This is a genomic window from Psychrobacillus syltrankelensis (genome assembly GCF_055454035.1).
In genome coordinates, this window is sequence record NZ_CM144227.1 from 3192564 (window position 1) to 3213904 (window position 21341).

Genomic DNA, 21341 nt, shown 5'->3' on the forward strand with positions numbered 1-21341 from the left:
GGAGGGTAGCTCAAAATAGAGCTATCCTTTTTAAAAGATTAAGAAAGTATATAGATTTTCCTCCTGCGAAACCAGTGTTCATAGTACTTTAAAGAATTAAATAATACCGCTATACCGCGGACTGAGGTAACGCCTTCATGACCAACATCTTGTTGGCCTAGGAGACTGAAGCCATGCACGCGAAAAGCGTCCGCCATAGCGGAAGTCAGACGGTATTTCTAAGCTACTATTTTTAAAAAGATCGGGCGTCTTTTTGCGGGTTTTTCTTAAAAATGGATTAAATTATTCATTTTTCCAGGTGTCAGATTACACTTGTTACTAACTCAGTGTTACCAGTATTAAGGTATAATGAATATAACGCATTAATTCAACAAACCGGGTATCAAAAAAAGAGAAGAAAGGAGATTCAATACTATGTTAAAAACAATCGTATTTGAAGAACTAAAACGTGCGATGAAAGAGAAGGACGTGCTTGCTAAAGGAGTACTGACGCTAGTAAAATCAGCACTTGATAATGCTGCAAAGGAAAAAGGTTCAACGCTTACTCCATAAGAAGAAACTGCTATAGTGAATCGTGAAATTAAGCAAACGAATCAAGCGCTAGAAGGTGCTCAAAAAGCGAAACGTGAAGACTTAATAGAAAAAGAGGAAGCAAAACTAGTATTATTAAAAAGTTTCTTACCTAAGCAATTAAGTGAAGAAGAAATAGTAGTGTTGTTAACAGAGGCTGGAGTTGCAAAAGGTATGAACATAGGGGAGGCCATGAAAATTGCAAAGCCATTACTTGTTGGAAAAGCAGACGGGTCGATTATGTCAAAAGTCGTAAAAAGTTTGATTTAAAATGAGAGTGCCATAGCGCTCTCCTTTTTTTCATAGGCCCGTTTTCTAATTGGTTAATTTGTTTCAAGAGTGATACTACCCTACAAGCTATTTTCCGCTTTTATTTCAAGGACCCGTTCGACTGATAATCCAGTTAGTTCTACTATGAAACTGATATCCAGATCCTTCATCAAGGCTTACGTACAATTTCCTCTTTTTCTGCGAGACTTCCTTGCTCTAATCCTTGTTCTAACCCTTGTTCTAAACCTTCTTCTCTTCCTTCTTTCCGACCTTTATCTCTCCAATTTGTTAATCTGTTTCATAAGTTCTTCCTCCTCTACTTCATTTAGTTTTAAGTAGTATTCAAAAAAGTCGTTGACTAGTTCCGATTGAGCGGAATTTAGTTTCATGCGCACAAGCATTTGTAAGAATGCTATTTTTACTTGTACTTTTTCTTTTTTGGTATAGCCCATCTCTTACTCATTAATGCTGCAGCTGCGGGTTTATTGTAATGAAAACAACTCAGTTTATTCACTACAATTGCATTTGAAAAAATGACTCCTCTACATGAGAGAAGTTGTTTGAGTATGGATATCCAGATAACTAGTTCATGGTTAAAATCTATCGTAAACCTTGTTATTATATAACTACAAGTTAAATTTTGCTTTCAATTCAAGAATACGTTCTCCTAGCAATTCTGTAATGTTTGGCTTCCTGTAGGACGCAATATGGAAGCAATTCAGAATAGTGTTTGAGTTATTCTTTTTGACATAGAGACGCGCTAAGCGTCATCAAAACTTAATATTGGGGGAGATTCCGTGTTTTTAGATAAGCTGAAGATGGAGTTACATTATAAGCAACCGTTTTTTATAGGAGAGGACACAGCACTACGTTCAGCTGTTTTAATACCACTTGTGCAAGTGGATGGCGAATGGCATGTCCTATTCGAGGTGCGTTCATTAACGATGCGAAAGCAACCAGGGGACATCAGCTTTCCTGGTGGTCGAATCGATCCAACAGATGCATCCCCAATGGAAGCTGCAATACGAGAAACGCATGAAGAGCTAGGCGTCGATCCAACATGCATCCAAGTCCTAGGACAGATGAGCGCATATATTGCTTCCCCATCCTTTGTTGTCTATCCATTTGTTGCAACTATCGACCATCACCAAATCGAGTCCTTTAACAAACAAGAGGTAGAAGCAGTATTCACTATCCCAGTCAGGTGGCTTCTGAACTATGAGCCCTATATGCACACTGTCTCTGTCCAGCCAATGCCCCCTATGGATTTTCCATACGACAAAATTGTTAACGGCGATAAATACCAATGGAGACCACGATCGATGGAAGAATGGTTCTACGACTATGAAGAATACACAATTTGGGGTCTTACTGCTCGTGTGTTAAAGCATTTTGTCGAGACGATTAAATCATAGCGGCCCCTATACAAACAAAATGACCATTACAGTGAAACTAAAAGAGCCTGTAGTAGTAACAATGTCACTTGGACTTGCTCTTTTCTTTGACCGAGCTATTTTAAACTAACAAGTAATTTTGTATACGTAGAAAAATCATCAAGATGCTGGTTGATAATAGCTTGCAAAATATCTAATTTGATGGTCTCGTAGTCATGTACTGCAATATTTCGAAAGCCTACCATGTTCATTAATGTTTTCACTAATTACTCATCAATGATATCTGCTTCTTGCAGTAACTTAAATGCTTCTCGACTAGTCTTTGGCAAACCTCGTTTTTTTCACTGACGATATGCATCGCTAAGTCGATACTAGCTTCACATGTGCGTTGTTCACTATTATTTACTTTATGGAAATTTCGGAGCGTTGAGTAACAATAGGTATCAATAAATAAGAGTACTGCGGAAATATAAATTAAGCTGATTCCTTAAAAAGGAAATCGACTTTCATAAAGGTACTCTGTGTAAGACCACAATTCTGAATAGTGTCTTACACAGGGTACATAATAAAAACCGATTCCCAAAAGGAAATCGGTTTTTCAACATCTCTATTCTTTACTAATCAATCCAGCTTTCTGAAGGAACTCTTTAGCCACAAGTTCGACCATCTGTCCCTCATTATCCACTTTTGCATTCATTTCCTGCATCGCTGTTTCATCTATTTTACCTGCTAATTCTAGAAGTGCTTCTCCAATTTCAGGGTACTGTTCTAATATTTCTGTACGAACAAGTGGAAGAGCATGATAAGGTGGGAAATAGCCCTTATCATCTTCTAACACACGTAGATTATACATTTGTAATTGACCATCTGTTGTATAAGAGTTAATTACATCTACCTCTTTAGCATTAATGGAACGATACATAATCCCATGATCCATTCCTTTTACATCTTTGAATTGAAGATTGTATTCTTTTTGAAACCCTGGTAATCCATCGGGACGATCGATAAATTCAAATACTGCACCTAGTATAAAATTATTTGAAACCTTTGCGAAGTCACTAAATGTTTTTACTCCCAACGACTCAGCTTCATCTTCATCAAGAGCCAATGTATACGTATTATTAAATCCAAAAGATTCTAGAGCGGTGATACCATCAGCTGAAACTAACTCTTTTGTTTTCGCTAACGTTTCATCCGTGTTACCGGTAGTTTCATGATAATAGTTAATAACGATAGTGCCAGTATAATCTGGAATAACATCAATTTTTCCATTAAGCATGGCAGTCCAAACGACGTTAGAACCACCAAGATTTTCTTTATAGGTTACATTAATGCCTGTTTTTTCTTCAATTAGTTGTCCCATAAGATTAGATAAAATAATACTTTCCGTATTATTTCTTGACCCTATGATCAATGCATCCTCTTCTTTGAATATACAGCCTGTCAGTGTAGTAACTAATAGTAAAAGTGTTAAGCATTTTATAAAAGTTTTTTTCGTCATATGACTCACCTTATTTTAACCCTTCTGGTGTCGTCCAACGTTCTAGATAAGTGAAGAATATCTCTAAAACAATGGCTAACAGTGCAGCTGGAATAGCACCAAGTAAGATTAACCCATCAATACCGCGAGTAATCCCTAGGAAGATGAAATCTCCAAGACCACCAGCACCGATAAACGCAGCAAGTGTAGCTGTTCCGACATTAATAACAGCTGCAGTACGTACACCAGCCATAATCATTGGAATCGCAAGAGGAAGTTCAACTTTTAGTAGTACTTGAAGACTAGTCATACCCATACCTTTAGCAGCTTCTACTGTAGCTTTGTTTACATCTTTAATACCTGTATATGTGTTTCTGATTATTGGAAGTAGGGAATACAAAAATAGAGCAGCTATTGCTGTGTTTACACCAATACCGAAAATTGGAATCATAAAACCTAATAGTGCTAAACTCGGTATGGTTTGCATAATACCAGCCCCACCGAGTACTACTGTCGAGAGCTTTGGAACTCGTGTGATTAAAATTCCTAATCCAATTCCTAGTACAATTGCGATTAACATGGAAAAGAATACTAATTGTATATGAACGGAAGTTGCCTCTATTACCTCTGACCAACGCATTTCTGCTTGTTGAATAAATTGTTCCCATATATTTAAATTATTCATTTATACCCTCCAATTCTGTCCATTGGCTGGACAAAGCAGTGAGTAATGTCCCACGAGTCACTATTCCAACTACTTTTTTTGATTCATTTAAAACAGGTATGACCCCGTATTTTACATTTGGCATCATCATAATTGCATCTTTAGCAGTGGCTGTTTCAGTCAGGATGTATTCAGGAACTATCATGATTTCCTCAATAGACTGAATCGAATTTACTTTTTTTATTAATTCATAAGCAGAAATTAGTCCGATAAATGTATCGTCATTTTCATCCTCAATGATTAACGAAGTAATTTTTTGTTGGCGCATCTTTAATAACGCTTTTTCGGGAGAGCGGTCTAGCTGAGAGGTAACTACTTTTGTTGTCATCACACTAACAACAGGCATAAGTTCAGGATTTTGTATAATTCTGTCCTTACCGATAAATTCCTCCACAAAACTTGAAGCAGGTTCTTGTAATAGCTTCTCTGGGGTATCTATTTGAAGTAATTTCCCGTCTTTCATAATTGCAATGCGATCACCAAGCTTTAATGCTTCATCCATATCATGAGTCACAAAAACAATTGTTTTCTTTAGTTTTCTTTGTAAAGAAATTATTTGGTCTTGTAGTTGATCACGGGTTATTGGATCTAAGGCGCCAAAGGGTTCATCCATAAGAAGGACACGAGGGTCAGATGCTAGAGCTCTTGCTACTCCTACACGCTGTTGTTGTCCACCTGAAAGTTCTTTAGGATAACGACTTCCGTAAACTTCTGGATCAAGGTCAACCATTATAAGTAACTCTTTAACTCGAGCTTTGATTTTTTCTTTGTCCCAACCTTTTAGTTCTGGAACAATTGCGATGTTTTTTTCTATAGTGTAGTGGGGGAAAAGACCGATTTGTTGAATAACATATCCGATATTACGACGTAGTTCTGAAGGATTTAGCTTTGTAATATCATTTCCATCCACTGATATAGTTCCGTTTGTGTGTGGAATCATTCGATTAATCATCTTCATTGTTGTGGATTTTCCAGAACCACTAGGGCCAATAAGAACTAAAAATTCACCCTCTGAAATTTCAAAATTAACGGAATCCACCGCTTTAAAGCCGTCTGTGTATACTTTGCTTACATGTTCGAATTTGATCATAAGTGCCTCCTTAGTTGATAGTTGTTCATGTCGAAATTAATACAGTATTTTTTAAGCATAAAAAAAAGGACTAACTACAGTTCCATTATGGGAAAAGTAAGTCGTCTCTATGTCATTGCTAAGACATATAACTAATGTTTCAAGTGTGATTTCATCAAAACTACCTATGACGAGAGATGTTAATAACAATTTGTGCTAATTATAATATCAGCATTAGAAAGGATTCACGTAGTAGCGAATTGATAAGGGAGTGGGAGAAAATCGTCTAGTTTTTGAAATAAAATCAGTCATATAAATGATTCTACTGTTTAATAGTACCACTCTTTTACTTGTTAAGCAAAAATACTTCCAATTAGATACAATTTTTCCGGGTCGAAGGGTTCTGATAGAACTCAGAATTGTGTTAAAGTATGGCACTAGACACTCAATTTTAGTGTGATCCAACATTTTGGGGCCTAGATACCCTTTTGTTGTTCTTTTATGTCATAATTTGACCTATAATGAGACTATGAATAATTATAACCTTTACTATGTGTATTTTATAACTTGTAAGTACAATTGACTCATTTTACTTAAAGTGGGGAGATTGGGCGATGCGATTAGTAAAAATAGATAAGTGGAAGCCAGGCATGAAATTGGGAAAACCAATAATGAATGATAATGGTAAAATTCTGTTAGCTAAGGGAGTAGAGTTATTAGATCGACTCATCCCTAAGTTGAAGAAATATAATGTTACAACCATTTACATAGAAGATGAAGTATCGGAAGGGATAGAAATTGTTGAGTCTATTCCAGAAGAGCTGCGTATAGAAGCCTTACATACAATTACGGTAGGATTTCAAACATTAATGGACTTAAGCCAGTCTAAATCAAATCTTCAAGGAATGATGAAAACAAGTAGAACTATACGGAGCTTCCAAAAAGTTTTTAAGGATATAGTGGCGTCGCTCACGGACAATCAATATGCATTGAATTTATTGGCTTCAACAAAAGTACATGAAAACTATGTATTCAATCATTCATTGAACGTTTCTATATATGCGTGTCAGCTTGCACTCGAAAATGGATTACCTCTTAAGAATGTGGAAGAAATCGGATTGGGAGCCATGCTACATGATTTAGGGAAGGTACATGTTTTCCACTAGAACTATTAAATAAACCAGGGGAGCTAACAAAAGAGGAGGATGCCATAGTTAAACAGCATTGTGAACAAGGCTTTGAGATACTACGAAAAATACATGAAATTCCATTGCCAGTTGCTCATTGTGCATTGCAGCATCACGAAAGAGTCGATGGTACAGGTTATCCAAGAGGTTTAAAAGAAAATGAAATTCATAAATATGCGAAAATCATTAGCGTTGCAGATGTATTTGATACTGTAACAATTCCAAGAGCCTTCAAGCCGCAGTGATGCCACATCAAGGACTCGAGATTTTGTATGCAGGAAGTGGTACGCAGTTTGATATTCATTAAGTTAACTTGTTTAGAGACTGTATCGCCATTTATCCACCAGGCCTAACCGTTAGATTAAATGATGGTCGCACAGGTATCGTTTCAAATTATAATTACCAGGCAGCTGGTCGTCCGGAGATTAGAATTATAAAAAATACAGAAAATGAAAATGTGTCCCCATATGAACTTGATTTAGGAGGAAGGGAAAACTTAAAGTTTGAGATTGTAATGGCCGATGCGTTGATCTAAGTCTGTCTTAATTAGGGCAACAGGTTCTTATTGAATTTAGGATTGTGTTAGAACCTTGTCCCCGTTTATGTTGTTAATTTCTTGCGAGACCTTGCGTAAGTTGGGTAAGATGAGAAGAAGGATAAATTCTTTGTGTTACAGCAAGAGGAGGTTCACCATTGAAAATACTTGGAGCAGTGCTGATGTTTATAGGTGCGGTGATGCTCGCTATTTTTATGTTTGCGGACTTAACAATGGATTTTGGACTATGGATTACAGGCTTCTTGATCAGCATGCTCGTTGCCGTTTCAGGAACAGTGACATTAATTATTTATTTTGCAAAAGGAATTAAAGCAGATAAAACTTTGAAAAACGATTTCAAATAAGAAATCGTTTTTTTTTTAGAGAAAATTCCCTATGTAAGACACAACTTAGAAGAACCGTAATCTAAGTAAATGAGGTTACTGTATAGCTTTCGAAGATTAGGTAAACAACCTTACTCAATTTAGAGTAAGGTTGTTTACTAACCAGTTTTATAGGAATTAGCTATTTATACTATACAGATTGCTAGAATAAGTCCCTAAAAAAACTCTGTCTTTACTTTCTTAGACAAGCGCATGTTGTTCTTCTGAAATACATGAAAAGTACACACGATGTACACAGGAGTACTCTATACTAGATCTAGAAAGTATAAACGGAGGTGTAGTGTCCGTGAAATTATAAGAGCATTCATGTCCATGGTTAAAGGATGGCATGGATAGATATGGAGTGTGCAGCGATGAAACGAAGGATATTATTAGTAGAAGATGACATGCTTATGCGTGAGTTTATAACGGATTATTTCAAAATGGAACAATGGGAAGTGTACGAAGCAGAGAACGGAAGACTCGCGCTTGAGATTTTTGAACAAAATTCCATTGACCTGATTGTTTTGGACATTATGATGCCAGAAATGGATGGATGGTCGGTATGCAGGCGCATTCGCGAAAAGTCTGACGTACCAATTATCATGATTACGGCAAGGGTGGAAGACGATGATCAGTTGATGGGTTTCGAGCTTGGTGCTGATGAATATGTGACGAAGCCCTTTAGTCCGAGGGTATTAGTTGCTCGTGCTATTGCATTGATGAAAAGAACGGAAGGGACGATCGGTCGTGAAGGAGATATGCTTACCTTTGGGGATCTAGTGGTGAACAGGATGGCTCATACGGTTTCCGTGGCGGGAAATAAGATTTCTCTGTCGCCGAAGGAATATGATTTACTCCTCTTTCTTATCAAGCACTACGGTAAGGTTTTGCCCCGTGATTATATTCTGGATGCGGTATGGGGATACGACTATTTAGGGGATTTGCGGACAGTAGACACCCACATAAAAAAATTAAGAGCCAAGCTTGGGGACGAAGGCCGATATATAGGCACTGTCATTCGTGCAGGCTATAAATTTGAGATGGAAGCATGAGAAGACAGGGGGTAGTCTTTAAACTTTTCGTGGTGACGTCTATTCTAATTTTGATTGTTTTTACCTTTGTGATGCTTGCAGAAGGCTTGTTTTTCGAACGATTTTATCGATTGTCCAAGACCCATGCATTAGAACAGAACATGAATCATTTCGCGGATAAATACAAACTGGTCGAATCCAATAAACACCAAACTTCCCGGCTACTCGGTGAATTTATGAATGATAATGATACAAGTACTTCCATCTTAAATGATCGGTTTGAACGGATAAGCATAAATCCTTATTTTCTGGAGCTGCAAACAGAAGGCAAGACCGTTACAATTCGTATTCCCACGAATGGAATGAAATTAGATGCTATTCCGCAAGGGATTCAAATCGGCGAAACATTGGTAGTAGACGGGATTTTCATGGATGAGGATGATACCATCATGCAGCTTGTAGACATACAGCAGAAAAATGAAGACCTCATTAATGGGTTGACACGTGTGAAGGGGAAGATAACGGATCTGATGCTACCTGAGCAGCACTCGTATAACCCTCTATATCAGGATACCCTAATCGATGAAGCGCTCCAGGACTGGATGCCAAAATTGGAACAATATGAGTCTCGTTTACAGGACGGTTCGCCTGTTCAGATGGAATGGAGAGATAAGTGGAGTGGTGCCCAATACGCTATTCTCATTCAATCACTATCAGAGAATAAAAATACGGATCGTTATTTAATAGTCATGACTTCTCTGCAACCAGTCGGGGAAGCAGTCGAGATACTCAAGCGATATTTTGTTTATTTGGCGCCGGTCATTCTTATCCTTATCATTATTCTGTCTTTGATTTACTCTAGAATTGTATCCCGTCCGTTAGTTACGCTAAATCGTGCTGCAAAGCGTCTTGCTAAGTTAGACTTTACCGTGGAGCCCGAAATTCATTCAAAAGATGAATTCGGGGAGCTATCGAGTAATATGATCGCGTTGTCACGGAATTTAGATACGAGCTTAAAGGAACTTACCGATATGAATGTGAAACTACAAGCGGAGATGGAAGAAAAGCAGCGATCTGAACAACTTCGTAAAGAGCTGATCGCGAACATCTCTCATGAATTGAAAACTCCTTTAGGCATTGTTAAAGGATTCGCGGAAGGGCTGCAGGATGGGATAGCGAGTGATAAAAGAGACCGTTATCTGGCTCTCATTGTGAATGAAACGGATCGGATGAATGCTTTAATCATGGACATGCTGGAGCTTTCCAAATACGAGGCGGAGGCCATTCAATTAACGCTTAGAAGCGTATCCATGACTAACCTTATTCAAAATGTAGTAGATTCGTTTTCTCATCTGTTGGAGAGCAAGCACCTTCAATACAAGTTAAACAAAGAGGAAGAACTGTTCGTAAAGGCAGACTTTAGACGAATCGAACAGGTTGTAGTTAATCTATTGAGTAATGCTATTCGACATGCAGTGGAGAACAGTGTCATTACCATTAGCATCGAGCGATCTGCAGGAAAGGTAGTCACAGTAATCGAGAACACTGGAACCCCCATTGCAGAGGACGAGTTGAGCCGGATATGGGATCAATTCTACCGGGTTGAGCGATCCCGGGATCGTAAATCTGGAGGGACCGGTCTAGGACTTGCAATCGTCAAACATATTCTGGAGCTACATGATAGCGAGTTTGGTGTGATGAATACGTATAAAGGCGTCGCATTTTCTTTTACCTTATATGAAAGCAGAGGAGAACTACATGAATAACAAAAAATACATCTATATCATTTCAGTACTGTGCGTGCTGCTTATGACCAGTGGGTGCGCCACAAAATCACAATCTGGAGCATCAGATACCAATAACGAGCAACCATCTGAAACCAATCAAGGCGATACCGTAACAACAGATGATGATTCAGAAAATACAGACACTGAAATATTAATTGTTATAGATCAGACCCCAAAACCGATAGAGGGAAATAGTTTCGATTTCATAATTAACCAAGTACCGGAAGGATTCGCTCTAGCTGAAATGCAGTGGATTTCCAAGGATAACTTGATTGTAAATTCGGTTCAAGATGCCATTCAACACGGAGCTAATGGGGAAGATGGATTTTACATTAGCGGGAACGGAAAATACTCCGGTTTCATATATCCGGATACGATGAAAGGCGAAGAAGGTCAGGTTGTATTTCTATTCAAAAATGCTCAAGGCAATGAGTTAACTTGGAAAAAGAAATTAACTTTGAGTCCGTCAGCAAACTCTCAGGAAGGGAGTAAGAATGAAAACGCCATTGAGAATCCGCAAGATATGTTGGAGCAATATATTCTGGCTATCACAAATCAGGAAGCTGCAAAGTTGGTCGAGTTATACGGCGGTAGCTACCAAGGACTCATGAATTTATTTCCCGAAACGGACCCTAACAACAAGCAGAAATTATTTGAACAGTATCTGAAGTTGATGCCTAAGATTTCTCTTAAAGAAGTTCTTGAACAGACTGAAGTAAGCAAGGACGAATATAAATTCGTGATTACGTTAAAGCAGGAAGACGGAAGCTTGTTCCAGACAAGGGAGTTTGACACGATCACCGATAAGTTTACTTACACAGCTAAAAGAGTCGATGGCAAACTGAGAATAATGGAACTCCCTCCATACCAGGCTTAGTTTGTAAAACGTCCCTGTGATGGTAACAATTCAGTTTATTCACTACAATTGTATACAAAAAATGACTCCTCTCATTAAAAAATAAGAGAGGAGTTGTTTTTTAATAAATATCCAGATAACTAGCATAAGGTTGTTCAAAAATAAACCTGGTATTAGATCGCGTACTAGTTTGTTATAAATAGGCATTGAATTTCCTCCTTTTTCTTCTATTATAAAGAAAATTGGAAGTATTTATAAGGAAGGTTCGGGGTTTTCGTTTCTTCAGGCTATTCGTTGAAAAATTGGCAGTAATCCAAGTACATGGTACCAAGTATAGACCCCAACAATAATACCATCCTTATTAGCGCCTAAGTTGTGCGCGACAGGGAGGGTTTGATTGGAATATGAAAACAGCCATCTGGCTCAGATGGCTGTTCCAAGTTATTGAACAATTCCTGTTAAGTCTTTGAGTGACTCTTGCCAAACGGTTACACCTTGGCTCATTGCGGAACCGCCGCCTAGAGCTGCAGCCACTCCGATTGCCTCTATCATTTCTTCCTCCGTACCACCAGCATCCAGGCAGCCCTTTGTATGATAGACGATGCAATGTTCGTTATGCGCATGCACGCTGATAGCGAGTGCGATAAGCTGTTTCTGTTTCTGGTCCAATTTGCCGTCTACGAAACAAGACTCAGTGAACGCATGAAAGGTCCCTGCCACATTCGGCAATTTTTCTGTGAAACTGCCCATTCCAACTTTATATTCCTGTAAAATTGCTTCTGAATACGTAATTTCCTCCATGTACTTTCCCTCCTGTTCGAGGGTAGTATTTGCAAGACAGAGGAAGGCATGCATAGATTTTAAAAAAAATTGAATTTCTTTACATACGACACTTATACTTTAGATTATTGTGCAACAATTTTGTGCAAGTTATGATATGGTAAACTATCTACAAATAAAATATTAGAAGGTGAACACCATGCTAGAAGTTAGCGAAAGTAAATTAGCACAGTATGTCGTGCACTATTTAAGCGATGAGCTCGTTCTAGGACATGAGGAATTCACGCAGCCAGAGGTCATGTTAGAAGCAGCCTTTACACAACTTGCGTTCCATAAACTCGACCTAGACCAACAATACGCATTTTTTCATGAGACAAATATAGGATTAAATGAAGTATATACATACGCGAAGAGTATTTTTGATAATAATAATAGTTTCCTTGAACAATCAAAACATATTGCCAAGCACTTACATAGTGTATCTCTACATCCGAATATAAAAAGTGGCGAATTATTCATTGGCTTATTTGAAAATTGCCTGTTCAATAATGAAGTCAGACAAGTGATAGCCATAGTGAAAATTGATGAAAAAGAAATGTTTTTAGATGTGAAAAATGAGCAAAATAAAATGGTTGTGAACGGCATCGATGGTATTAATGTAAAGAAAATTAATAATATCGTCGTCATTGTCGACATGGGCCAAGACAAAGAACCAACAGTATTTTTGAAAACAAAAAAGAAAGAAGATGTCGTGTACTGGCAAGAGCGTTTTTTAAAGCTCAAAGTGGCGGACGAAAGCTTCCATAAAACGAATTTAGCATTAACGGAATGTAAAAAATATATATTAAAAGAAGAGACTTTTACGAATACCGATAAACTAGGTTTTTTAAACAAGACGCTTGAATACTTTAGAAACGAAGAAGAGTTTCAGGTGGACGACTATATTGAAACGGTATTTGAAATAGCGGATGAGGTACAAAAAGACGTCCTTATCAATACAGTAAAGCCCTACGAAACGGTAATTTCTGAGAGCGCAATTGTGATGGCAGAAAAAAGTTATAAACGTAAAATTAAGCTTGATGCAAATATAGAAATTCAGGTTAATGTGCGTGATATCGCAAAAGTGAATGAACTAATCGAGGTTGGCTTTGACGAAGAGTCGAATCGTAAGTTTTATAAGATCTATTTCGAAGAAGAAACATAAACAAATAAATTAATCCTCTATCCCTGTAATAGAAACATTCACCTTAATTCATGTTTGTTAATACAGGGGAAAAACAAATGGTTACGCATTGGCTCATGGCGGATTTACCGCCTAGAGCTGTGGCCACTCCGATTGCCTCTATCATTTCTTCCTCCCAACCAACAGCCTTTGTATAATAGAAGATGCAATGTTCGTTATGCATACACGCTGATAGCAAGTGGGATAAGCTGTTTCTGTTCAATTTACCTGCTATAAACATTGAATAAAAAATAAATAGTGCACTTTAGTGGATAAATAATTAAATATGATGTATAGTAAGGATAATAATTAAATTGCTTAACAGAAACAATGAATTCACATATTACAAAAAGTAATCGTGTTTGTTCGGTACTTTTTGTAATATGTGAATTTTTTATTCACTACAATTTTTGGAGGTCTTTAAATGACACAAGGTACAGTAAAATGGTTTAATGCAGAAAAAGGATTTGGATTTATTGAAGTAGAAGGCGGAAACGATGTATTCGCTCACTTCTCAGCAATCCAAGGCGATGGCTTCAAATCACTTGACGAAGGTCAAAAAGTTGAATTTGATGTAGAAGACGGTCAACGTGGACCACAAGCAGTTAATATCGTAAAACTTTAATTCTTCGGAATTAGATAACTGAAAAAATTGAGACACTCTTTATGGGTGTCTCTTTTTTTTTTTATTTCTAATTTGAAATATATCCGATAGAAATATAAAAATAACTGGTGCACACTTTTGTTAGAACAAAGTGGTAGCATAGGGTATATAGAATTTTTATATAGGAGTGAACTAAGATGAGCAATACACATATATTTTCAAAACGTGAGGAAATGGCTAATGCAATTATTCACGGGATAGGGGCTCTCTTGAGTGTGGCTGCACTTGTCCTATTAATCGTGTCTTCTGTGGTGAGAGGGACGGTATGGCATGTTGTCAGTTTTATATTGTTTGGTGCATCCATGGTGGTTTTATATGTTTCATCAACACTTGTACATGGATTTCCGGCGGGTCGAGCAAAGGATTTTTTCGAGATAATGGACCATTCCTCCATTTATTTTTTTATCGCAGGCACATACACTCCATTTTTATTCATCGCTGTAAAAGGGACACTTGGATGGACATTATTTGCAATTGTATGGGGGCTTGCAATCGCAGGAACAGTGTTTAAATCGTATTTTGTAAAACGTTTCTTACATACATCGACGTTGTTGTATGTGATGATGGGTTGGCTCATTGTATTTGCGTGGAAGCCCCTTCTAGTAAATGTATCCCATCAAGGGATAATCCTACTTGCAGTTGGCGGTGTACTCTATACATTTGGAGCAATTTTCTACGTGTGGCGAGGCTTTACATATCACCATGCAGTTTGGCATATATTTGTACTTGCAGCGTCCATTCTACATTTCTTTGCAGTAATGACGTTATTACCGTAGCTATTCGCCAAACTCAATGATTAAAAATACAACATAAGAGAAGGATTTCAAAATACAGAGTAGGAAGTGAACACTTTGGGTATAAAAGTGGGGATTATTGGATGTGGCTCAATTGCGAGGTTACGTCATGCTCCAGAATATAAAGAAAATCCTTTCGTAGACGAAATTGTCTTTTATGACAGAAATCTTGATCGTGCAGAAACATTAGCTACCATGTTTGATGGAACGGTTGCAAAAAGTATCGATGAATTACTAGTAGATCCTACGGTACAAGTAATTAGCGATTGTTCTTCTAATGAGAACCATCATTTATTCTCTACAAACGCATTGCTACATGGAAAGCATGTGCTATGTGAAAAGCCCATCTCCCTAACGATTGAACATGCGAAAAAAATAGTAAATGCTCAAAAGGAATCCGGGAAAAAACTAATGGTAGCGAACAATCAACGCTTTACTCGAGCACATCAAAAAGCGAAAGAAATCATTAAAAGTGAAGAACTGGGTAGAGTATTGACTTTTAGAACGACTTTTGGACACTCAGGACCCGAACAATGGGGTATAAACAAAACAAACTCAACCTGGTTTTTTCAAAAGGAACGCTCTGGGTTAGGAGTTGCTGGGGACTTAGGAATTCATAAAGTGGATTTATTGCACTACTTACTAGATGATGAAATCGAACAAGTAAGCGCTTTTCAAGGAGTACTCGACAAAGTAAATGAAAAGAACGAACCGATTGAAGTATGCGATAATATAGTATGTAGTTTAAAAACTAAAAAAGGCCGAATAGGAACCGCATGTTTCTCATGGACATATTACGGAGAAGAAGATAATAGTACCATTATCTATTGCGAAAAAGGGATATTGAAGATTTATCATAGTGATCAATATCAACTTGAAGTGATCAAAAAAGATAGTCAAAAGGTACAATATCAATTAGATAGTATGCAAACAAATGATAGCCAAACGAACAGTGGAGTAATCGATGCTTTTATAGAATGCATTCGACTAGATCAAACTTCACCTGTAACTGGGGAAGATGCAATCATCGGACTAAAAGTAATTATAGGAATAATAGAAGCAGCAGAAACTAAAAGGGTTGTAACAATTGATTTAGATTATTTCCTTTAAAGGAGCTAGTTAAATATTGTAAACAGAAAGAAATCTACTGAAGATATGACTTCGGCAGCTTAGTCTGTAGGCAAACTCGGTAAAAATCGGGTTTGTCTACAGACTTTTTACTTTTAAAAAATCCTCGGTTCAGAGGACAATTGAGTCAGACACTAGAACGCTAGACGAAAGCTATAATCGAGTAGTTACTCTTCCTCAACCTCTATCAAAAATATCCCTTCTTCAAATCCACCACGTTTCTCTTTCTTCAAAATACGTATGTTTTCTAATTCTTCAAAGTTTGATTTATAAATAGGTAATGCTGCATAGATTAATTCCAAAATATCAGCTAGTTCTTCCAGTGCTTCTTTACGATTATTTGTCTCTGCGAATTCTGTAACTTCTTCAAATAGTTTATTCTTTATTTCAATTAGGAGTTCAGATGGTTCCAGTGTTCGTATAGTGAATTTACTTCCTGACTTTTCGATAACTTGTGGAATTCGATCTCGAACTAGTTTGTTGTAGACGGGCATTGAATTTACTCCTTTTTCTTTCTTATAACATCTTTTGTTTCCTTCATATCCGCAAACCATCTTAATACTTGGTTATGGTGGTTAATGATTTGTTGTGCAGTTAATTCTTCAGAATCCCACGTACTATGCGCATCAGTTATTAGTGTGAGATCGTATCTTAAACTGTAAGCATTTCTGCAGGTAGTGTCTACGCATATTTCGGATTGGATGCCGGCAATTATTAGGTGTTCAATAGATAGTTTTTGAAGCTCTTCATGTAGGTTTGTTTTATAGAAAGAATCAGGTGTTGTCTTTTGAATGATAGTATCTATGGGTGCAGGCTTAATCTCAGAGTGTATTTCCCACTCTTTTGTACCAGGTTCTAACATTTTTCCGGTTGGAGCATTATGCTGGATATAAATGATTGGAATGTTGTTGCTTCTTGCATATACTAGAAGTTGCTTTAGATTACTAATAACTAAATTCGAATTGAATACTGGATTTTCTTCTAAAAACATACCGTTTTGAACATCAATGATTAAAAGAGCGCTTTTTTTCATAACCTTCTCCTCTCAATATCTATAGTCATTATAGGATGGTAAGATTAGGAATACAAATATGCTTTTTAAGAAGGGATACAACCGTAATTATAGATGTATATTCCGAAAAAATTATTAAATTTACGGATTGATAAGATTAAATAAGAGGTGTTTGAAAAAAAAGGTATTGGATTCTTATGCCAGCCTTTCTAATTGTGGGAACTGTATTGATTTTCTACTTCCCAGATGAATATAGACATTATTCATTGTACGTTATCTTCCTTTTTTGGATTACTTATTATTCTTCGGATTATATCGCTATTATGAAAAAGCTCATCAAAAAATGAGGTTGAATAAATGAGTGTAACAGATTGTGAGTTTTGATAACTATATATTAATAGAAACGAGCAGAAGATAGTTAAACTTCGGCTGCTTGTTGTTTTACTCTTCATCCTCAACCACTATTTTAAATGCATCATGGGGTCAAAAAATAGGACACATTATTGAAATGTGGTTTTAAGGCAATTGTCTAAGTCGCTTCAAATATAGAGCATAGACTACAAGGACTTGATGAAAAGGAGGGGAAAATATGAGGAACCCAGAACAACATCACGGTGGGCATGAACAACATACGCACCAACACCAGCATCAACATCTCCATCACCATTATCATCCTAGCGTACCTGTGCATCACGTAGGGCATCACGGACAACACGTAGGGCATCATGCACAACATGTAGGTCACCATACTCAACACCATCACATGATTCAACCGGTAGGTTATAATCCGTTTGGCCAACATATGGGGCAACATGTAGGCCATCATACAGAATTTCAACAACAAATGCCACATTATTACCAGGATGGAATGACCCATCTATAATAGAAATTAACTCCATTTACTATGGGCAAAATACTGAAACGCCCGTAATGTTTTAAGTAAACCGAAGGATGAAACAAAATTAGTATTTCTTTTAGTTCCTTGAATGTATTTTCAGGGTTAACTTTAATCAGCATATTCCTTGCTTCTTCTTGGATCTTATAATTACTGTTAAAGATTCTATTTTATAAAGAATACATGTGTAATTACCAATGGATTCCCCCCCTTATATAAAAATGGGGAATTTAATATGCATAGTTGCCCATTTGTGGCATAAAAAAGGGTTATTTCAGAAGCTTTCGTAAAACCTTCTGAGATAGCCTATTCTTATTTTATTTTCTTGTAAAAGTACTTTCTAATAGAGGAGCTCGTTGAACGTCTTTCTTTTGGACTTCTACGTTTTCTTCGAACTTTAAGGTTATCCCTAATACATAGTATTCCGTCTCTTCCTGTTCCAAACCCTTATACCGTTTGAGAATGAATGCATAGAAAACGCATCCAATAGCAGCCCAGACAATTAATAGAATAAAAACCTGGATTTTTTTACTGTCTTAAAATTATTAGGTTTTCTTGTTAAAATATTTAATTCCAAATAATATTTTAAGTTTTATAACAAAAAAACTAATTTATTATTGAATTATGAAACTATAGTTTATTTATTTTAAGTAGTTGCTTATAATAATTTAAAAATACACAAATAAGGGGTATATAAATGGATATGATAGATGCGAAGATTTTAGAGGTTTTAAAGAAAAATGGGAGAGCTACTGCATCTGAAATTAGTAAAAAAGTTAATTTATCTATACCAGCAGTATCGGAACGAATTAGAAAAATGGAAGATGCGAAAATTATTGAACAATATACGGTTAAAATAAATCGTGAAAAAATGGGTTTTAAATTGTTAGCGATCATATTTTTGAATATTGATCATGCAGCAAATATTAAAAGTTTTAGAGAGGCTATCATTCCTTTTACGGAAGTAATTGAATGTCACCATATGGCAGGTGAATATGACTATATGTTAAAAGTGTTAGTAGAAGATACGGGTGAATTAGAGATTCTACTTAATGACAAACTAAAATCCATTCAAGGTGTTCGGACGTCCAATACGTTAATTGTATTATCCACTCTAAAAGAAAACTCAAACAGATAGGTGTGAAGCGAATGATTTGGAAAGGATTTCGATTTGGGCTACTTTTACAGATTGCTGTAGGACCAATTTGTTTGTTTATTTTTCAAACTGCAGCGGGGTCTGGTTTTTGGATAGCAGAGATTGGTGTTTTAGGTGTAACAATTGTAGATGTTTTTTATATACTTGCGGCAATCCTCGGGATTGGGTTTATACTTACTAAGTATAAAAAGACGAAGGGAATCATTCATAACATTGGTGCAGCGGTTCTCCTAGTATTTGGTTTAAGTAATATCATAAGTTTTTGGGGAATTACTCTCATCCCGAGCTTGGATTTTCTTTCAAAGCAAACTACGCAAAGTGTTTTTTGGAAAACACTAGTATTAACTTTATCCAATCCTTTAACGATTCTATTTTGGGCTGGTGTCTTCTCTGGAAAAATAGGAGAAGAAAATATGAAGCAAAAAGATTTATACATATTTGGAATTGGAGCGATATTATCTACCTTCGTATTTTTAACTATTATCTCAGCGGTAGGTACTGTATTAACATTATTTTTAGCGCCAATTATACTGAGGATGCTTAATTTATCAGTAGGATTAGTATTAATAGCTTTCGGGTTTAGAATTATAATAAAAGCAAGAAAGACAGTTTGAAACGAATGTAGAATTTCTTATTGACTAGTATTAGCAAAGTATATTTCGTAATCACCAAATTCTTTAAACCCGAGACGAGTGCAAATAGGAGCAGAAGTATTTTTAACAGCTTGGATCAAAGCAGCATTCGCACCTGCAGCACGTGCATCTTTCAAGCGTTGGGTGACCATTGTTTTATAAATATTTCTCCCTCGCCAACCAGGATGTGTCGCAGAACCACCTAGAAGTACTTTGGTTGTCTCTGGTATAAACACTAAGTTGGTCCAACCCACTATAATGCTAGTGCCTGTTAGATAGGCAAAATAGAATTGATTTTTTTTGTATGCATGAACAGACGCTATGATTACCTCATCTGTAAGACCCATTCCATACATGTTAGCTAATAGGCTTGCATTTTCCATCACTTTTTCCTTCGAAACTGGGATGACTACTACATTCGAGTTAACAGTGATTGGAATATCAAAGTCTTCTAATACCATACCAACCGAGGATTCACCCTTCACCATTCCTTTAGCCGACAAAAGAATGCCAAGATAAAATGGCGTATTTTTGGGACCAACAGCCCAGCTAAAAGGAATGTCACCAAATGCTTTAAATACTAAATCAATTGTTTCTTCCATATTACATTCCGTCAGTTTAGCTCCACCAACCGTGTTTGCAAAAGGATTGCGTATTTTTTTGGAGCGGACACCCTTTAGCCCAGGAAAATTCAAGTGCTCTGTTACCCCTGGTACTTCATTAAAAATCAAAAAAGGTAACGAATCAACCAATTGAAACATTTCATCCTGATTCATGAATTTCTTCCCTTCCTTTAGTATTTTACCGTGGAAATGCATTCTCATAAATTACTGTGGGTAACTGGATAATATGAGTTTATTTTAATAAAAATAATATACTTTTTAAGCCATTTTCCAAAACAGAATTTCGTTGTTTTGGAGGGTGGTTTCTTTTTTTTTTATTCGAATGTTTGTTTTTCCTAGTTATTGGGCAATACTTAGTCAAATTTAAAAGTGATTGTCAGATTACTTGTGAGGAGGAACTATGTAGTGAAAGCTAGAACTATTTTGTGCGTATTGTTATTCGCACTTTCATCGAATTCAGTATCATATGCACACGAAATTTTCCCTGTCGCCACGTTTGATCAAAATTTATCGATTTCTCAGGATTCAACAAATGATGTAGTAGCCAATGAAAATCAATCAGAAGAATATGATGTGCATTTTGATAATGCATATAATATGAGAAAGTTTTTAGAACAAGTGCCGGAAACATACACAGTCGTTAAAGGGGATAACTTGTATCGGATTGCATTGGAACATAATATATCATTGGAATCGCTTATGATTTGGAATGGACTTACAGGTGATTTAATTCACCCTGATGATGTGTTAATTGTGAGTGGTGATGAAGAGGAAATTGGACCTATTGATGCCATAGAAGAGCCTGTAACCACGGTATTTTCTCCAATTATTAGCCCTCCGCCAGTCGAAGAAGGAAAAGAGATACTCGTTACTGCAACGGCCTATACAGCATACTGTAATGGCTGTTCGGGTACGACCGCATATGGCATTGACCTTCGAGCAAATCCTGATCAGAAAGTAATTGCAGTGGATCCAAGAATTATTCCACTAGGCACAAAAGTTTGGGTGGAAGGATATGGAGAGGCTATTGCAGGTGATACAGGAGGAGCAATAAAAGGGAATAAAATCGATGTATTCATCCCTTCTTATAACAATGCGATGCAATGGGGAGTAAAAAAAGTAAAAATAAAAATAATAAATTAAAAA

At 36.7% G+C, this 21341-nt stretch carries 24 protein-coding genes and 1 pseudogene; 16 read left to right on the forward strand and 9 right to left on the reverse strand.

What is annotated here, in order from left to right; genetic code table 11:
• Nucleotides 1-414 precede the first annotated feature (414 nt).
• A pseudogene (locus ACTSKG_RS15650) lies at nucleotides 415-840 on the forward strand (GatB/YqeY domain-containing protein).
• 272 nt (nucleotides 841-1112) lie between these two features.
• On the opposite strand, the gene ACTSKG_RS15655 reads toward ACTSKG_RS15650, so the two are convergent.
• Nucleotides 1113-1292: a hypothetical protein gene (locus ACTSKG_RS15655; RefSeq protein WP_464755475.1), complete on the reverse strand. Its 180-nt coding sequence runs from the start codon at nucleotides 1290-1292 to the stop codon at nucleotides 1113-1115.
• Nucleotides 1293-1637: 345 nt separating this feature from the next.
• On the opposite strand from ACTSKG_RS15655, the gene ACTSKG_RS15660 reads away from it, so the two are divergent.
• Nucleotides 1638-2255: an NUDIX hydrolase gene (locus ACTSKG_RS15660; RefSeq protein WP_464755476.1), complete on the forward strand. Its 618-nt coding sequence runs from the start codon at nucleotides 1638-1640 to the stop codon at nucleotides 2253-2255.
• A 95-nt stretch (nucleotides 2256-2350) separates the two neighbouring features.
• Here the strand turns inward: ACTSKG_RS15660 and ACTSKG_RS15665 are convergent, their stop codons facing one another.
• The 4 genes from ACTSKG_RS15665 to ACTSKG_RS15680 form a co-directional block, all read right to left on the reverse strand.
• A complete protein-coding gene (locus ACTSKG_RS15665; RefSeq protein WP_464755477.1) occupies nucleotides 2351-2497 on the reverse strand; it encodes a HepT-like ribonuclease domain-containing protein in 147 nt (48 codons plus the stop codon).
• Nucleotides 2498-2841: 344 nt separating this feature from the next.
• Nucleotides 2842-3735 (reverse strand): glycine betaine ABC transporter substrate-binding protein, encoded by an 894-nt coding sequence (locus tag ACTSKG_RS15670; RefSeq protein ID WP_464755478.1) that lies wholly within the window; start codon nucleotides 3733-3735, stop codon nucleotides 2842-2844.
• 10 nt (nucleotides 3736-3745) lie between these two features.
• The gene (locus tag ACTSKG_RS15675; protein WP_464755479.1) at nucleotides 3746-4399 is read right to left on the reverse strand and encodes an ABC transporter permease; all 654 of its coding nucleotides are present in this window, start codon (nucleotides 4397-4399) and stop codon (nucleotides 3746-3748) included.
• Nucleotides 4392-5528, reverse strand: coding sequence for a betaine/proline/choline family ABC transporter ATP-binding protein (locus ACTSKG_RS15680; RefSeq protein ID WP_464755480.1), 1137 nt, complete (start codon nucleotides 5526-5528; stop codon nucleotides 4392-4394). Before ACTSKG_RS15680 ends, ACTSKG_RS15675 begins: the two co-directional genes overlap by 8 nt.
• A 593-nt stretch (nucleotides 5529-6121) precedes the next feature.
• Here ACTSKG_RS15680 and ACTSKG_RS15685 point away from each other — a divergent pair.
• The 6 genes from ACTSKG_RS15685 (at nucleotide 6122) to ACTSKG_RS15710 (ending at nucleotide 11310) form a co-directional block, all read left to right on the forward strand.
• Nucleotides 6122-6673 carry an HD domain-containing protein gene (locus ACTSKG_RS15685; RefSeq protein WP_464755481.1) on the forward strand — a complete coding sequence of 184 codons (552 nt, stop codon included), beginning with the start codon at nucleotides 6122-6124 and terminating at the stop codon, nucleotides 6671-6673.
• Nucleotides 6674-6717: 44 nt separating this feature from the next.
• Nucleotides 6718-6939, forward strand: coding sequence for an HD-GYP domain-containing protein (locus ACTSKG_RS15690; protein WP_464758051.1), 222 nt, complete (start codon nucleotides 6718-6720; stop codon nucleotides 6937-6939).
• Nucleotides 6940-7387: 448 nt separating this feature from the next.
• Complete coding sequence (locus ACTSKG_RS15695; RefSeq protein WP_464755482.1) at nucleotides 7388-7594, forward strand: hypothetical protein; 207 nt, start codon at nucleotides 7388-7390, stop codon at nucleotides 7592-7594.
• 392 nt (nucleotides 7595-7986) lie between these two features.
• Nucleotides 7987-8667 carry a response regulator transcription factor gene (locus ACTSKG_RS15700; protein ID WP_464755483.1) on the forward strand — a complete coding sequence of 227 codons (681 nt, stop codon included), beginning with the start codon at nucleotides 7987-7989 and terminating at the stop codon, nucleotides 8665-8667.
• The gene (locus ACTSKG_RS15705) at nucleotides 8664-10412 is read left to right on the forward strand and encodes a sensor histidine kinase (RefSeq protein WP_464755485.1); all 1749 of its coding nucleotides are present in this window, start codon (nucleotides 8664-8666) and stop codon (nucleotides 10410-10412) included. The genes ACTSKG_RS15700 and ACTSKG_RS15705 overlap by 4 nt, the downstream gene beginning before the upstream one ends.
• Nucleotides 10405-11310, forward strand: a complete 906-nt coding sequence (locus tag ACTSKG_RS15710) for a hypothetical protein (protein ID WP_464755486.1) — start codon at nucleotides 10405-10407, stop codon at nucleotides 11308-11310. The genes ACTSKG_RS15705 and ACTSKG_RS15710 overlap by 8 nt, the downstream gene beginning before the upstream one ends.
• A gap of 420 nt (nucleotides 11311-11730) precedes the next feature.
• Here the strand turns inward: ACTSKG_RS15710 and ACTSKG_RS15715 are convergent, their stop codons facing one another.
• Complete coding sequence (locus ACTSKG_RS15715) at nucleotides 11731-12090, reverse strand: carboxymuconolactone decarboxylase family protein (protein ID WP_464755487.1); 360 nt, start codon at nucleotides 12088-12090, stop codon at nucleotides 11731-11733.
• Nucleotides 12091-12268: 178 nt separating this feature from the next.
• On the opposite strand from ACTSKG_RS15715, the gene ACTSKG_RS15720 reads away from it, so the two are divergent.
• The 4 genes from ACTSKG_RS15720 (at nucleotide 12269) to ACTSKG_RS15735 (ending at nucleotide 15859) form a co-directional block, all read left to right on the forward strand.
• Nucleotides 12269-13273 (forward strand): nucleoid-associated protein, encoded by a 1005-nt coding sequence (locus ACTSKG_RS15720; RefSeq protein WP_464755488.1) that lies wholly within the window; start codon nucleotides 12269-12271, stop codon nucleotides 13271-13273.
• Nucleotides 13274-13715: 442 nt separating this feature from the next.
• Nucleotides 13716-13916, forward strand: coding sequence for a cold-shock protein (locus tag ACTSKG_RS15725; RefSeq protein ID WP_090568691.1), 201 nt, complete (start codon nucleotides 13716-13718; stop codon nucleotides 13914-13916).
• Between the two features lie 176 nt (nucleotides 13917-14092).
• Nucleotides 14093-14731, forward strand: a complete 639-nt coding sequence (gene trhA / locus ACTSKG_RS15730) for a PAQR family membrane homeostasis protein TrhA (protein WP_464755489.1) — start codon at nucleotides 14093-14095, stop codon at nucleotides 14729-14731.
• A gap of 75 nt (nucleotides 14732-14806) precedes the next feature.
• Nucleotides 14807-15859, forward strand: a complete 1053-nt coding sequence (locus ACTSKG_RS15735; protein WP_464755490.1) for a Gfo/Idh/MocA family protein — start codon at nucleotides 14807-14809, stop codon at nucleotides 15857-15859.
• Between the two features lie 185 nt (nucleotides 15860-16044).
• Here ACTSKG_RS15735 and ACTSKG_RS15740 read toward each other — a convergent pair whose 3' ends face one another.
• Both ACTSKG_RS15740 and ACTSKG_RS15745 read right to left on the reverse strand, forming a co-directional pair.
• On the reverse strand, nucleotides 16045-16371 hold the full coding sequence (locus tag ACTSKG_RS15740) for a nucleoside triphosphate pyrophosphohydrolase (protein ID WP_464755491.1): 327 nt from the start codon (nucleotides 16369-16371) through the stop codon (nucleotides 16045-16047).
• Nucleotides 16372-16376: 5 nt separating this feature from the next.
• Nucleotides 16377-16910: a cysteine hydrolase family protein gene (locus ACTSKG_RS15745; protein ID WP_464755492.1), complete on the reverse strand. Its 534-nt coding sequence runs from the start codon at nucleotides 16908-16910 to the stop codon at nucleotides 16377-16379.
• Between the two features lie 568 nt (nucleotides 16911-17478).
• Between ACTSKG_RS15745 and ACTSKG_RS15750 the strand changes: the two genes are divergently transcribed.
• The 3 genes from ACTSKG_RS15750 (at nucleotide 17479) to ACTSKG_RS15760 (ending at nucleotide 19554) form a co-directional block, all read left to right on the forward strand.
• Nucleotides 17479-17772: a hypothetical protein gene (locus ACTSKG_RS15750; protein ID WP_464755493.1), complete on the forward strand. Its 294-nt coding sequence runs from the start codon at nucleotides 17479-17481 to the stop codon at nucleotides 17770-17772.
• 709 nt (nucleotides 17773-18481) lie between these two features.
• On the forward strand, nucleotides 18482-18922 hold the full coding sequence (locus tag ACTSKG_RS15755; protein WP_464755494.1) for an Lrp/AsnC family transcriptional regulator: 441 nt from the start codon (nucleotides 18482-18484) through the stop codon (nucleotides 18920-18922).
• Between the two features lie 11 nt (nucleotides 18923-18933).
• Entirely contained in the window at nucleotides 18934-19554 is a 621-nt protein-coding gene (locus tag ACTSKG_RS15760) for a LysE family translocator (protein ID WP_464755495.1), read from the forward strand.
• A 17-nt stretch (nucleotides 19555-19571) separates the two neighbouring features.
• Here the strand turns inward: ACTSKG_RS15760 and ACTSKG_RS15765 are convergent, their stop codons facing one another.
• Nucleotides 19572-20348 carry a GNAT family N-acetyltransferase gene (locus ACTSKG_RS15765; RefSeq protein ID WP_464755496.1) on the reverse strand — a complete coding sequence of 259 codons (777 nt, stop codon included), beginning with the start codon at nucleotides 20346-20348 and terminating at the stop codon, nucleotides 19572-19574.
• 252 nt (nucleotides 20349-20600) lie between these two features.
• Between ACTSKG_RS15765 and ACTSKG_RS15770 the strand changes: the two genes are divergently transcribed.
• A complete protein-coding gene (locus ACTSKG_RS15770; RefSeq protein WP_464755497.1) occupies nucleotides 20601-21338 on the forward strand; it encodes a 3D domain-containing protein in 738 nt (245 codons plus the stop codon).
• Nucleotides 21339-21341: the final 3 nt, after the last annotated feature.

Coding starts and splice junctions, on each gene's coding strand:
- ACTSKG_RS15655 (WP_464755475.1), bottom strand. CDS start 1,292: ATGGGCTATACCAAAAAAGAAAAAGTACAAGTAAAAATAGCATTCTTA.
- ACTSKG_RS15670 (WP_464755478.1), bottom strand. CDS start 3,735: ATGACGAAAAAAACTTTTATAAAATGCTTAACACTTTTACTATTAGTT.
- ACTSKG_RS15675 (WP_464755479.1), bottom strand. CDS start 4,399: ATGAATAATTTAAATATATGGGAACAATTTATTCAACAAGCAGAAATG.
- ACTSKG_RS15680 (WP_464755480.1), bottom strand. CDS start 5,528: ATGATCAAATTCGAACATGTAAGCAAAGTATACACAGACGGCTTTAAA.
- ACTSKG_RS15685 (WP_464755481.1), top strand. CDS start 6,122: ATGCGATTAGTAAAAATAGATAAGTGGAAGCCAGGCATGAAATTGGGA.
- ACTSKG_RS15700 (WP_464755483.1), top strand. CDS start 7,987: ATGAAACGAAGGATATTATTAGTAGAAGATGACATGCTTATGCGTGAG.
- ACTSKG_RS15705 (WP_464755485.1), top strand. CDS start 8,664: ATGAGAAGACAGGGGGTAGTCTTTAAACTTTTCGTGGTGACGTCTATT.
- ACTSKG_RS15710 (WP_464755486.1), top strand. CDS start 10,405: ATGAATAACAAAAAATACATCTATATCATTTCAGTACTGTGCGTGCTG.
- ACTSKG_RS15715 (WP_464755487.1), bottom strand. CDS start 12,090: ATGGAGGAAATTACGTATTCAGAAGCAATTTTACAGGAATATAAAGTT.
- ACTSKG_RS15720 (WP_464755488.1), top strand. CDS start 12,269: ATGCTAGAAGTTAGCGAAAGTAAATTAGCACAGTATGTCGTGCACTAT.
- ACTSKG_RS15725 (WP_090568691.1), top strand. CDS start 13,716: ATGACACAAGGTACAGTAAAATGGTTTAATGCAGAAAAAGGATTTGGA.
- trhA (WP_464755489.1), top strand. CDS start 14,093: ATGAGCAATACACATATATTTTCAAAACGTGAGGAAATGGCTAATGCA.
- ACTSKG_RS15740 (WP_464755491.1), bottom strand. CDS start 16,371: ATGCCCGTCTACAACAAACTAGTTCGAGATCGAATTCCACAAGTTATC.
- ACTSKG_RS15745 (WP_464755492.1), bottom strand. CDS start 16,910: ATGAAAAAAAGCGCTCTTTTAATCATTGATGTTCAAAACGGTATGTTT.
- ACTSKG_RS15750 (WP_464755493.1), top strand. CDS start 17,479: ATGAGGAACCCAGAACAACATCACGGTGGGCATGAACAACATACGCAC.
- ACTSKG_RS15755 (WP_464755494.1), top strand. CDS start 18,482: ATGGATATGATAGATGCGAAGATTTTAGAGGTTTTAAAGAAAAATGGG.
- ACTSKG_RS15760 (WP_464755495.1), top strand. CDS start 18,934: ATGATTTGGAAAGGATTTCGATTTGGGCTACTTTTACAGATTGCTGTA.
- ACTSKG_RS15765 (WP_464755496.1), bottom strand. CDS start 20,348: ATGAATCAGGATGAAATGTTTCAATTGGTTGATTCGTTACCTTTTTTG.